The sequence below is a fragment of the Peribacillus faecalis genome (genome assembly GCF_014712675.1).
Taxonomy (GTDB): domain Bacteria; phylum Bacillota; class Bacilli; order Bacillales; family DSM-1321; genus Bacillus_AD; species Bacillus_AD faecalis.
This window is the reverse complement of sequence record NZ_JACXSI010000023.1, coordinates 133,276-146,419: the sequence shown is the minus strand read 5'-3', so window position 1 is coordinate 146,419 and position 13,144 is coordinate 133,276. Positions and strand designations below refer to the sequence as shown.

The window sequence follows — 13,144 nt, the reverse complement described above, 5'->3', positions numbered from 1 at the left end:
GTTATTAAACACTGTGTTGTATAAAAGTTGCTATCATTGTATAATGATGCAACTGTCACATCAATCACCAATCAACGACAAAATGTTAGTTATTAAACACTATTTAACAAACTGTTTAGGAATGGAAGTAAAAATGGAAGATCGCAGAATAAGGTATACTAAAAAAGTAATAAAAGATACATTTATTGAATTGCTTGAACAAAAACCGATCAATAAGATTACGGTAACGGAGCTATGTTCACAATGTGAAATTAACCGGGCTACATTTTATCGATACTATGATGATGTTTATGACTTAATGGAGAAGTTAAAAAGTCAGTACGTTTCCGAACTGAAGGAAGCTATTTCTCTTTCTAAAGATGACTATACGATTTCTGGATTTACGAGTGAAATTCTCGAGGTGATTTTGAGGAATAAGGAGCTGAGTAGAATTCTCTTCAGTTTGAAGAATGGGAAAGATTTTTTGAATGATGTTTTGGATATTGCTCATCAGAAATGTGTAGAAAAATGGAATCGTTACGGAAAAAATGTGCCCCAAGAACAGGTAGGGTATTTGTCCACGTTTATTTCTGCAGGGACAATAGGTATACTAAATGAATGGATTCAGAATGATTTTAAGGAATCATCCTCTGAAATTGCAAATCTGATTGAAAATATCAGTCATTACGGTATCGCGAAAATTATTTATGGGGAGTAATTAAAGTAACGATCTTTTTAGTAATGCGTAGTTGCATTGTCTTGTATAATGATGATAAACCCACCAACATTTTATGTGTTACCACATACAGTCCACGCACGTGGAAAATGTCGCTCAGCTTATATTGAAATAAGGCAGTCAGCCCTCTTGAAGTGACCCCTAAAAGTTAGACAAGGTTAATTCATTAGGCAGCGGTTAGGGCATGAGTTCGATATTGTATCGGGCTCATGCCTTTTAACTTTGCTTTTATACGTTTCGTGTTGCAATACGTTGTGAAGATGTAGTAGTACTGTTACCAATCATGATTTACTATTATCATAGATTGTTGATAATTTATAAGAAATAATAGTATGTGCTATCTGATATTTTAAAGAGTAAAAGGAAGTCGTAAAAATGCAGTTTCTTTAATGGAATGAGTTACTGGAAATTCAGTAAATAAGCTATTGTTACGGAGCGTAACATTGTTGTTACAGAACGTTTCTTGTGCTTTTTGCATTAAAGGATGTAGCATGAACTCATCCATCATACGTAAGGAGGTCACGAAGATGACATTTGGAGACAAGTTAAAAGAAGCGAGAAAAGAAGCAGGATTATCACAGGAACAGTTGGCAGAAAAGATGAGCGTATCCAGATCGGCAGTGGCAAAATGGGAAAATAATAAGGGTATGCCGGATATTGAAAATCTTAAGTCGATGGCACTGCTCTTAAATAAGAGCATCGATTATCTTTTGAATGATGAGAGTACAATTGATTTTTCCGAAATTAAGGAACAAATTGTATTAGACGATTTTGAAGTAATCGGAAAATGCAGATCAAAAGAGGATGCTGTTGTGCTGGATAAATATCCTAATGCTACTGATATTTATCCACTAATCAGATCAAAGAATTTAAGTAAAACACAGAACATTCTGGATTTTTTGTTTCAACCTGGGATATTTCAGATGGCAGATTATGCGGCAGACAACTCAGCATATTATTTGGTTGTAAACAATAATAAGCAATACCTTGTCAATGTGACAAAGGAATTCATTACATCTGTTGAGCTTGCAAAAACTATTACAGATAAGAAGTTTGTTGTAGGAAATAATAAATACAAAAAGGCAGCTTATAAGATAGTGGGATACTAAAAAATCCTAGTTTATCGATGGATTAGTCGCCGATGGTTATAGAATTTTGAAAGAAGATCATGACAAAGTATATTTTCAGTACTTGATTGAAGTAGAAAATAAAATAGACTCGACTTAGAAAGATTCGAGCCTTATTATTAAACCCACCAGCACCCCATGTGTTGCCACATACAGTCCACACACGTGGAAAATGTATTAAAATAAGGCAGTAAGCCCTCTATAGGGGGCGCGGCCTTATTTGAGTTTTTGGCATTGTTCAAGTAGACCTAAAAATTTTTACGTCTTTTGGGAGGCTTTTATTTCATTGTTGGTTTAACGTTTTGTAGAAAATAACCTTTTATTTTACCTCCTGTAAAAATATTTTGTCAATAATAAATTTGTGAATTTGTTAAAAAAATGTTATGATGGTTATACAGTTGTTTTATAATCGTTTTTCAAATTCCGCTGGCACTTTTTGAAGATAGAATTTGGATGCGTTTTTTTATATCCTTTAAACCGAAGTGGAAAATTCAAACAATTGTGTGAGCTTTAAAATAAGTTAGTTGAATAAAATTATCAGTATCCTATTTATTAGTAACCGAGTTTTTATTATACGAGGAGGATTTGAATAATGAATCTAATCAATAAGAAAGTTACACACAAGCGTTTTGGCACGGGTAGTATAGTTAAACAAAATGATTGTAGTATTGAGATACATTTCGCATCGGAAAATAAAATGTTTGTTTTCCCTGATGTATTTGAAAAGCACTTAAATCTACATGATGAAAGTGATGCTAAGTCACTCGAAGAGATTATACAAAAAAAGGAAAAAGAGCGAAAAGAAGAAGAGTGGAAAAAGGAAGAGGAAAAGAAACTACAACGAAAAAAACAGGAACTTCGCATAGAACACGAAAAACTTATGAGACATCATAAACTTCACCCTGAATCGCAAATGGTTTTTTGGTGTGACAAAGAAGAACAGAATAGTTCTTTGTCAGAGTGGAAGGTATTTTCAGGCGTAATAAAAAGTGGTAATAACAAGGGGAAGCCGAACAAGCCGATCCGTTTGCACCAAAATAGTGCGGTCCTGTTAACAGCAAGAGATTCCAACATGTCTGAAAAAGACAGACGTATCTTAGGTGTCTATATGGTGGATAAAGATTTTGTTGGTAAGCTTTGTGAAGATGGGTATATTCCTGCCCATTCAAAATACAAACTCCAACTTACAGAACAAGAATCCGATCAGTTGCTTTTCTGGGAATATTATGTGAATGTAAAATCTCCTGAAAAAGTAGCGTGGAATACAGGTAAATACCGCTATTTTGATAACACATGGATGGCTCAAATTTTGCTTGATATAGTATCGTTGAAAAGTGACCCAGATGAACGAGAGCTGGCACAACAATTTTTTGAACATTTTTGTAAAATGAACCAGATAATAGAACACGAATTACCAAAGCCTAATGGCGCAATAATGGGTATGTAAACATTTGTCCAAATATTAGTCTAGGTACACAAGTGGAGTAAATTTTACAACTTATATCAAAATAAGGCAGTCAGCCCCCTAAATAGGGTGGCGCTGCCTTTTTTATGTAATGATAGTTAGCTTGAATTTTTGTCAACCGTAATAGTGTAGATGCTTACTCGCATATAAGCAGACGTTACAAGTGTCAATAGTGGTTGTCTGATAATTGTTTACTTTTTTAAAAAAGGCGTTTATAGATTTTTAGTCGTTTAAAAATTTTTCATCAAAAATGATTGGAGTGCCGGTGCTTTAGGCGAGTTTTTTAAGTAAAGCCATCCATATTGGAATGTTTTATCCAACTCTTTAATCGAATAATGATGTAATGTTTTCAATAATTCCGGTTCGAAAAACGCAAGTGCTTTGTCTAACGTGATATGGAAAACATCCTCTTCCTCAAGAGATTGCCTAATTAAGTCTCCATTAACAGTCGAAATATAACCTGATAACTGATTAGTGATATTCGGTGTTTGCAGTACGTATTGTTCAATATCATACTGTTTATAAATGACAATGCTTTTATCACGGAAATCTGCAATTGACAGTTCATCACGATTAAAATTATTTCGGCTTAATGCAAATGATCTTACCTTCCATAAACGGTATAAAAACAAAATCCTTGTTATCTAGCTGCGTATATTGCTCATATGTGACCACAGTTAAGTCAAACTGTCTATCCTGTATGGTCTCTAATAAATTCGGTTGAAAATCGAAGCTTTCAATTTGGAATGAACGAAACATTGTTTTTAAATGCTTGATCATCGGATTAACGAAATACAATATCCCAGCTGATAACCCTAAAACTAATTTATCTTCATTGCTGTTTAATACTTCCATCATTTCATGGTAAGTTTGATGCAGTCTTCGTAAGTACGGTAAAGCTTGATGCCCTTCTTCGGTTAATTGAATGCCGCTATATGTACGTTCAAAAAGTTTTACATTTAGCTCTTCTTCTGCTTTTTTTATCACCATTGTTAAAGAAGGTTGAGAAATATGGAGCTTTTTAGCTGCACTTGAGATGCTTGAATGTTCGGCTAGTTCTAATAAGAAATGGATATGTTCAAAATTCATCTCTTTCACCTATTTTTCATTTAGTTATAATAATTTCTTATAACTCTATAATAAATTCCTTGAGTAAGAATTGCAGTAAAATTTCAGAAAAGAGAGTATACTCTAGTTGAAATTAATAGGAAATGAGGTCATCATCTTGAAAAAACTACAAGATAAAGTAGCGATTATTACTGGCGGCGCTGGTGGTATTGGTTACGGGATGGCAAAAGCGATGGTAAAAGAAGGAGCAAAAGTAGTTATCGTTGATGTAAACGAAGAAGCAGGTCAAAAAGCACTAGCTGAACTGCAAGCTTATTCTCCAGAAAGCGCATTTTTGCAATTTGATTTAATGAAACATGAAGAACTGCATAAAATTGTAGATTTTACAGTCGGAAAATTCGGACAACTAAATGTTTTAGTGAACAATGCCCACGTTTCTCGCCAAGTAATGTTTGAACAAACAACTCGTGAACACATCGATTTATCATTTGGAACAGGGTTTTTCCCCACATTTTATTTAATGCAGGCAGCAATGCCGTATTTAAAAGAAACGAAAGGCAACATCATCAACTTTGCGTCAGGCGCTGGTTTAGTTGGTCAAAAAACACAAACATCATACGCAGCAGCAAAAGAAGCAATTCGCGGAATGTCACGTGTAGTAGCAAATGAAGTTGCGGCTGACGGTGTAACAATCAACATTATTTCACCTATGGCATTAACGGAAGGCGTTCAGCAATGGAAGGCTGCTTTCCCTGAAATGTATGAAGCCTCTTTAGAAAAGGTCCCAGTCGGACGATTCGGTGACCCTGAAAATGATATCGGTAAAGTAGCGGTATTTTTAGCATCAGAAGATAGCAAATACATGACTGGGCAAACATTTATGGTAGATGGTGGAGCATTCATGCGCCCATAAGTTGATTTGCACCAAGTGCATAAATCGAGCAGGTATGGATTCTGCTCGATTTTATTTTGGAGATGACATTGTAATGCATTTAAAGCAGACAGTTCAGAAGTGGAATACTCCACCTTATTGACTGTTTGCTTTTTTGTTTAGTCGCTAAAGTTAACAAGTAATAGGAGTGGCATTTTGCATAAAAGTGAGGTAAAATACACTATTTAGTGGATAGCTTTAATTGTTGAACTGGTGAAATTAGTTTAATTTATATAAAACCTAAAAGCAGACATATTAGGAGTAAGAAACAATTTCTTTATCATCTGCTTTTTATTTTTAGATGAGAGGACAGGAATTGAAATACATGAAAGAGAATTTTTGGAGTAGTTTACCGAAGCCGTTTTTCGTACTTGCACCAATGGAAGATGTAACGGATGTTGTATTCCGTCATGTTGTAGCTGAAGCGGGGAGACCGGATGTGTTTTTCACGGAGTTCGCGAACTCCGAAAGTTACTGTCACCCTGAAGGAGAGAAGAGTGTACGCGGTCGTTTAGCTTTCACTGAAGATGAACAGCCGATTGTGGCGCATATTTGGGGTGATAAACCTGAAAACTTCCGCAAGATGAGTATTGGAATGGCGGAAATGGGCTACAAAGGTATTGATATAAATATGGGTTGCCCTGTACCGAATGTTGCACAACGAGGAAAAGGGAGCGGGCTGATTTTACGCCCTGACTTGGCGGCGGAGCTGATAGAAGCGGCAAAAGCTGGCGGATTGCCTGTCAGCGTAAAAACGCGGTTAGGTTATACAGACATAAATGAGTGGAAAGAATGGTTAACGCATATCTTAAAGCAAGACATCGCAAATCTGTCGATACACTTGCGCACGCGCAAAGAAATGAGCGAAGTGCCGGCGCATTGGGATTTGATTCCGGAAATTAAGACATTGCGCGATGAAATCGCACCGAATACGCGGCTTACAATCAATGGTGATATTTTAGATCGTCAAATGGGTCTGGAGCTTGTTGAGAAGTATGGTGTGGATGGCGTAATGATCGGGCGAGGCATATTCAAAAATCCGTTTGCCTTTGAAAAAGAGCCGAGAGAGCACAGTAAAGAGGAATACCTCGGTCTTTTAAGGTTGCAGCTTGATCTTCAAGATAAATATGCAGAACTATTGCCGCGCTCAATGTCAGGACTGCACCGCTTTTTCAAAATATATGTTAAAGGCTTCCGAGGAGCAAGCGAACTGCGCAATCAGCTGATGAATACAAAATCAACAGACGAAGTACGTGCCTTGTTAGATCGCTTTGAAGCAAACAATAATGAAGGATAATCAAAAAAAGTAAATGCAAATAGGCTCAATTCCTATAGATTAGGAATTGAGCCTATTTTTATTCGATATTTTTCGGGGAGTGACAGGTACTGAGATAGGCATTCACCATATCTTTTTCTACTCCCTATGCAATATAAAAAGAGAGAAGGAAGTTATAAGGAAACCGAGATGACTGCTCTCAAATATATAATAATTGAACCACGATGAGATATTTAGCATTACTATTAAATGGTTCTAATTTATCATGCTATTAATCTTTTTTCTATTTATAATGAATAATTAATATGGAAAAAAATAGGGGGTATGGAGTTGAAGAAAAAGTATCTAGTTCCTGTCATACTATCATCAGTTATATTGGGAGGTTTAATGCCAAGCAGTAGTACCTATGCACAGCCGCGTAACCCGAGTGCTGTCAGCAAGGAGTGGAATCAGAAAGCCAGTGTTCCTATATTTGTGAAGGAGCGGTTTGCTAAGAAATATTCTTCTAGTACTCCTTCCAATGCACTGAATTATTTAAAGAGCAAACAGAATCAAATAGGAATTTCTGATGTCGAGGAGGATTTGGAAGTTAAAAGTGTTGAACAAGATGAATTCGACATGACTCACATTCGATATAATCAAACAGTAAACGGTGTGAATGTTGAAGGTGCGGAAATCATTGTCCATTTTAATCAAGATAATGAAGTAGTATCTGCTAACGGAAGGATTAATCAATATATTGAAGAAGAGGAACTGGATATATCAGCCTCTTTAAGTAGTGAAGCTGCAATAACAGCAGCTCTCTCTTCTGTAAACGCTCCTGAAGAACTTACATATGATCCAACGGCAGAGTTGGTTATTTATCCTTTTGAAGGAAAGAATCATACAGCATATAAAGTAAATGTGAACTTTATGGGAGATGAACCCGGTAATTGGTTCGTCTTTGTAGATGCAAATACGGGCAGGATTATAGATAAGTACAATGGTTTAATGCATGCCGAAGAAAATAAAACCCAAAAAGGTTCAGGAAAAGGTGTGCATGGTGCACATAGGGAATTGCATATTACCCGAGTGAAGGAAAATAAGTCTGGAACTAAATTCTTACTGGCAGATTACTCACATGCAAATCTTGTCGGAATAGAAACATATGATGCGAAAAATGATACTGCCTCTAGTAATGATACACTTTATATAGGTAATTCAGCTTCATTTATGAGTGATTATGATCGGGCTGCTGTGGATGCTCACTACAATTCTGAAAAAGTTTATAAATACTTCCTTAACGAGCATGGAAGAAATTCTCTTGATGGAAAGGGAATGGCAATCATATCAAAAGTTCACTATGGAACCAATTACAACAATGCTTCCTGGAATGGCCGCTGGATGACCTATGGAGATGGTGATGGTGAGTTTATGATTTCTCTATCAGCTGGATTAGATGTAGCTGCACATGAGATGACTCATGGCGTTATTACTAATTCAGCAAATCTGGTTTATAGAAATCAATCAGGTGCACTCAATGAATCCTTTGCGGATATTTTCGGTGCTCTTGTTGATGACGATGACTGGGAAATGGGCGAGGATATAATGGCTCCTGCTGCTAAAGCTGCTGGAACGACAGTTTTACGCAGTTTAAGTAATCCAAATAGTGTTGTAGTAAGTAATGAGCAAAGAAGAGCTTACAGTACAAATGGCGGTGTATATCCTGACCATATGGATGAGTACTATCATATGCCTGTTTCCGTTGATGGTGGTGGAGTCCATGTCAATTCATCAATTACAAATCATGCAGCATACTTAATTGCTCAAGAAATCGGCAGAGAAAAATTAGGGAAGATCTATTATCGTGCTTTAACGGTCTATTTGACTCCAAACTCTGATTTTAGTGATGCTCGAATGGCGGTTGTACAGTCAGCAACGGATCTTTATGGCGAAGGCAGCGAGGAAACAGAAGCTGTTCATGCTGGTTTTGATGCAGTGGGCATTTATTGATGAATTACCGGACACGGGTTTAGAAGATTATTAGTTATATATTTAAATAACCTTCGACATCGAGGGAGAATTAAATCAGAAAAGAAAAGTCTATTCGAAGCTAACCCTTTGAATAGGCTTTTCGACATTATTCAGGTTATTTCAGGTGGTTATAGATAATAAATGTGAACATTTTGTGACAAACAAAACTAGTGGTTGGCAGAACGAAATAAGCATGCTAGTATACTAGTATAGAAGAGAGAGGAGCGGGATGCGAATCACAGAAATTAACATCTCATTTGTGAAATATTGAACAAAAAAATAGTGCTTATAGTGGTATACTAGTATTCAGGTTCGATAAGCTAAATAATATTATATCTTGTATTAAACGTCAGTCTCAGTAAATTGGCATTTAAACTTTAAGTTAGTTTGTGAAATATTGAACAATATTCTTTTGCTTCTAATTTTATTAATTCAAATTTAAAAAAAGAAACCATATATCAAAGCAGTGTTGTTTGGATTTCCGTATTGTTTGATGCGGTAGTCGGTGAAAGTGCTTACATTTATAGGTTTCTGTTAGGGAGGATATAAAAATGGGTGAACCATTAAAACAAGAAGCAGTTGTTAATACTCCAGAAACAACAGCACATCGTCCATTTGGTATGAGAGATAAAATCGGTTACTTGATGGGTGACTTCGGAAATGATTTCTTCTTCTTTCTAGTAAGTTCATACCTAATGGTATTTTACACAGACATTTTCCACATTAACGCAGCTACTGTAGGGGCGCTATTCATGTTTGCACGTCTTTGGGATGCGTTTGCTGACGTAACATGGGGACGTTTTATCGATACTCGTCCAGCAAGCAAGCACGGTAAATTTAAACCTTGGATTTTCAGAATGTCATTCCCGCTTGTTATTACAGGTGTATTAATGTTTGTAACAATTCCAGGAATGAGCGATGGTTTCTACCTTGCTTGGGCATTCGTTACGTATATTGTTTGGGGAACTTTATATAGTACAGTAAATATTCCTTATGGATCAATGGCGTCTGTAATTACAGACAAGCCAGAAGAGCGTACTTCATTATCTACTTGGAGAACAGCTGGTTCAATGTTAGCAAGTTTGGTTATTAATGCTGGTGCTCCTCTAATTGTAATGGTAGACAACAAATTAGATGCAAACCGTATGTTTATGGCTGCTTGCATCTTTGGTGTTCTTTCTATTTGCTGCTACATGGCATGCTACAAAATGTCAACAGAACGTATTGCTGCTACAGGTCAAGCGAACGATAACTCAAACTTTAAAGCTACATTAAAAGGTTTAATGAAAAACAAACCATTACTATGGCTTTTAGTGTCCGCTTTACTATTAATGACAAATGTTATGTTTATCGGTGCAGTTAACATCTATCTATTCAAAGATTACTTCGAAAGTACAGCTGCATTAAGTGTGTATGGGGTTGTACAATCTGTTGCTGCATTTGCTGTAATGCCGCTTATTGCACCACTTGTTAAAAAGTTTGGTAAGAAAGAAATCGCTTCTTTTGGATTAGCTTTAGGAGCAATTGCATATTATGCATTGTTCTTTATGAAAGATTTATCAGGTATGGGCTTCGTTGCTTTTGCTGCAGTTGGTTTGTTTGGTACTGCTTTCTTCAACACGGTTGTATGGGCATTCGTAACAGATGTTATCGATTATCATGAATTATTAACTGGTTTGCGTGAAGATGGAACAGTATACTCTATCTATTCTTTCTCTCGTAAAGTAGGTCAAGCTGTTGCTGGTGGTATCGGTGGTGCTGCTATCGCTGCTGTTGGATACCAAGCTGGAGCTGCTCAACAAGCGGAAAGCACATTGAATGGTATTCATACATTAGCTACTTTAGTACCAGCTATTGTATATACATTAATTCTTCTTGTTATGGTGTTCTTATATCCATTAAATAAGAAACGTACACAAGAAATGAGCGCTGAATTAGCTGCTAGAAGAAATAAGTAAGTACTTTCTTTCTATAAATAAAACAAAGAGGCTGGGACAAAACCCTCCTCTGAACTAAAAAAGCCGGTGAAGTTTTACGATAAGTAAAAATTTCACCGGCTTTAAACTTTTAGATAATAAAATAAGGACAACTTCTGTTAAAATTGAGTCACCACAACCAAATCCAACAGAAAGAAGTGTCCTTATGTTTAAAGATTATAACATGAATCAATTAGTTTTGCCTTTAGATTTAGAAGTAAAATTACAAAATAACGATATTGCTTTTTCCATCCACCATTTAGTTGAAAGTATCCCGCAAGAAGCATTGGAACCATTTCTCCGAAATACAGGATGTCCTGCTTACCATCCAAGAATGATGCTTAAAATTATCTTGTGTGCCTATACACAATCTGTCTTTTCAGGACGTAAAATCGAAGGACTTCTGAAAGACAGCATCCGTATGATGTGGCTGGCGCAAGGGTATGAACCAAGCTATCGCACCATTAACCGTTTCCGCATCCACCCGGAAGTAAAAGAATTAATCCGCCAATGTTTCGTCCAATTCCGTTGCCAACTGGTATCAGAAAAATTGATTGATCAGGAAGCTATTTTATTGATGGCACGAAAATCGAGGCGAATGCGAATAAATTTACATTCGTCTGGAAGAAATCTGTTGAAAAATATCATCAGGGACTGATTGAAAAGTCGAACCAACTATACAACGAGCTGTTTGAGAAAGAGATTTTGCCTGAATTGGAACGGGAAAACGAGGAACAATTATCACTAGAAGAACTCACCCAAATGGTTCAAAAAGTAGATAGTGTCATTTCTGAATATGACAAAAAAATTGAAGCATCACCGGATGTGACTGAACGAAAAGCGTTGAGAAACGAACGGAAATTCCCAAAACAAGCTCGTAAGCAATTAATGGACTATATTGAACGCAAACAGAAATATCAGAGGGATTTTGAAATCTTTGGCGAACGTAATAGTTATTCGAAGACAGACCCAGATGCGACGTTTATGCGGATGAAAGATGATTATATGAAGAATGGCCAATTGAAAGCAGGTTATAACATCCAAATCGCAACAGAAGGTCAATACGCGCTGGCTTACAGTATCTTTCCGAACCCGACTGATACCCGCACCCTGATCCCATTCTTGAATCAAATCGAGCAACATTACTTTGAGTTGCCGAAGCACATCGTCGCAGATGCCGGGTACGGCAGTGAACAGAATTATGATGATATCCTTTCGAATCGTAAAAAGGAAGCGCTCATTACCTATGGGATGTACCAGAAAGAGCAGAAGAAAAAGTACAAACAAAATGAATTCCATCCCGACAACTGGCAGTATAATGAAGAGAACGATACATACACTTGTCCGAACCAGCAACACCTTGTATTTAAAAATCATTCGGTGCGGACAGACAAGTCGGGGTTCACACGCGAGTTTAAGATATACAAGTGTGAAAACTGCACAGGCTGCCCATTCCGTTTATCGTGTACCAAAGCCAAGGAAGGTAACAACCGAAAATTAATGGTGAATGAGAAATGGGAACAGCAAAAAGAATATGTGAGAGCGAAGCTTTCAGAAGAGAAAACGAGTTCCATCTATCGTCAGAGAAAAACAGATGTGGAACCAGTTTTTGGATTCTTGAAGGCTAATTTGCATTTCATCCGATTTTCCGTCCGCGGACAATTGAAGGTTGAAAATGAAATGGGCTTAGCTTTAATGGCCGTGAATTTACGGAAATTCGCGGTCAGCAGCTAAGGATTCATAGAGAAAAACAGAAAAAGTGAAATGGACAGCTCGATTTCACTTTTTTCGTTATTTGAAGCTAGTTATGTCCCAGCCTCTTTATTACATAAAATTTATTGTTATGCCGCAGATCTTTAGGGGGGAAACTTTTCTTGAAAACAGTGAATCGGAGAGCAATTGGAGAAAATGTGAATGAGTATGCTTATCGTTTAGTAAAGGATGCCATCATGTCATTGCAATTACATCCTGGTCAGTCCATCAGTGAAGTGGAGTTGGCTGCCTCTCTGCAAATTTCAAGGACACCGATTAGAAGAGTGATGACGAAGTTAAAAGAAGAGAATTTAGTGGAAGTTTACCCGCAAATCGGCACTTATGTATCCAAGATAAATTTTCAATTAACTGAAGAGGCTGCGTTCATGCGTTACACTTTAGAAAAAGAGATATTGAAGATGTCGTGTCAGTCTTTTTCACAAAAAAGATTAGAAGCTTTAGTAGAAAATTTGGCTGAACAAGAGAAATTAATCGGCCAAAATGATAAAGTTCACAAATTTCACGAGTTGGATCAACAGTTTCATTGTCTCATATTTGAAGAGAATAAGATGGAGCATGTCTGGAAATCAATTAGTCGATTGAGCACACATTATAATCGGATTCGAGTATTATCAGAAATGAATCATGGTTTCGAGGATGCAATTGAGCAACATAAAGAAATTATAAAATTAATAGAAAGTAAAAATATAAATCAAGTTAATCAAATACTTTATCAGCATATTATAGAGCCTAAAAAGTATTGGAATCATTTTTGGGAAGATAGAACTACATATTATAATTACTTTGAGAAAAAATAATGG

General features: G+C 36.5%; 10 protein-coding genes and 2 pseudogenes. 9 read left to right on the top strand and 3 right to left on the bottom strand.

The features are described from left to right. Nucleotides 1-43: 43 nt before the first annotated feature. Complete coding sequence (locus IEO70_RS10735) at nt 44-697, top strand: TetR/AcrR family transcriptional regulator (protein WP_190998366.1); 654 nt, start codon at nt 44-46, stop codon at nt 695-697. A gap of 184 nt (nt 698-881) precedes the next feature. Here IEO70_RS10735 and IEO70_RS10730 read toward each other — a convergent pair. Next, nucleotides 882-974, bottom strand: a pseudogene (locus IEO70_RS10730) (IS3 family transposase); the annotation flags it as partial. Between the two features lie 268 nt (nt 975-1,242). On the opposite strand from IEO70_RS10730, the gene IEO70_RS10725 reads away from it, so the two are divergent. Both IEO70_RS10725 and IEO70_RS10720 read left to right on the top strand, forming a co-directional pair. After that, nucleotides 1,243-1,824 (top strand): helix-turn-helix domain-containing protein, encoded by a 582-nt coding sequence (locus IEO70_RS10725; RefSeq protein ID WP_190998365.1) that lies wholly within the window; start codon nt 1,243-1,245, stop codon nt 1,822-1,824. Nucleotides 1,825-2,434: 610 nt separating this feature from the next. Continuing rightward, nucleotides 2,435-3,289: a malate synthase gene (locus IEO70_RS10720; protein WP_190998364.1), complete on the top strand. Its 855-nt coding sequence runs from the start codon at nt 2,435-2,437 to the stop codon at nt 3,287-3,289. A 248-nt stretch (nt 3,290-3,537) separates the two neighbouring features. Here IEO70_RS10720 and IEO70_RS10715 read toward each other — a convergent pair whose 3' ends face one another. Further along, complete coding sequence (locus tag IEO70_RS10715) at nt 3,538-3,939, bottom strand: hypothetical protein (RefSeq protein WP_190998363.1); 402 nt, start codon at nt 3,937-3,939, stop codon at nt 3,538-3,540. Next, nucleotides 3,887-4,396, bottom strand: a complete 510-nt coding sequence (locus IEO70_RS10710; RefSeq protein ID WP_190998362.1) for a LysR family transcriptional regulator — start codon at nt 4,394-4,396, stop codon at nt 3,887-3,889. The genes IEO70_RS10715 and IEO70_RS10710 overlap by 53 nt, the downstream gene beginning before the upstream one ends. A 199-nt stretch (nt 4,397-4,595) precedes the next feature. Here IEO70_RS10710 and IEO70_RS10705 point away from each other — a divergent pair, with 199 nt between their 5' ends. The 6 genes and pseudogenes from IEO70_RS10705 to IEO70_RS10680 all read left to right on the top strand — a co-directional run bounded on the left by IEO70_RS10705 (nt 4,596) and on the right by IEO70_RS10680 (nt 13,141). Continuing rightward, nucleotides 4,596-5,288, top strand: a complete 693-nt coding sequence (locus IEO70_RS10705; protein ID WP_407949114.1) for an SDR family NAD(P)-dependent oxidoreductase — start codon at nt 4,596-4,598, stop codon at nt 5,286-5,288. Nucleotides 5,289-5,631: 343 nt separating this feature from the next. Beyond that, nucleotides 5,632-6,603 (top strand): tRNA dihydrouridine synthase, encoded by a 972-nt coding sequence (locus tag IEO70_RS10700; protein ID WP_190998429.1) that lies wholly within the window; start codon nt 5,632-5,634, stop codon nt 6,601-6,603. Between the two features lie 303 nt (nt 6,604-6,906). Next, nucleotides 6,907-8,574 carry a M4 family metallopeptidase gene (locus IEO70_RS10695; protein ID WP_328820914.1) on the top strand — a complete coding sequence of 556 codons (1,668 nt, stop codon included), beginning with the start codon at nt 6,907-6,909 and terminating at the stop codon, nt 8,572-8,574. Nucleotides 8,575-9,146: 572 nt separating this feature from the next. Further along, complete coding sequence (locus IEO70_RS10690; RefSeq protein ID WP_190998359.1) at nt 9,147-10,553, top strand: MFS transporter; 1,407 nt, start codon at nt 9,147-9,149, stop codon at nt 10,551-10,553. A gap of 184 nt (nt 10,554-10,737) precedes the next feature. Continuing rightward, nucleotides 10,738-12,489 (top strand): annotated as a pseudogene (locus IEO70_RS10685) (IS1182 family transposase). Beyond that, entirely contained in the window at nt 12,455-13,141 is a 687-nt protein-coding gene (locus tag IEO70_RS10680; protein ID WP_328820917.1) for a GntR family transcriptional regulator, read from the top strand. Before IEO70_RS10685 ends, IEO70_RS10680 begins: the two are co-directional and overlap by 35 nt. Nucleotides 13,142-13,144 lie beyond the last annotated feature (3 nt).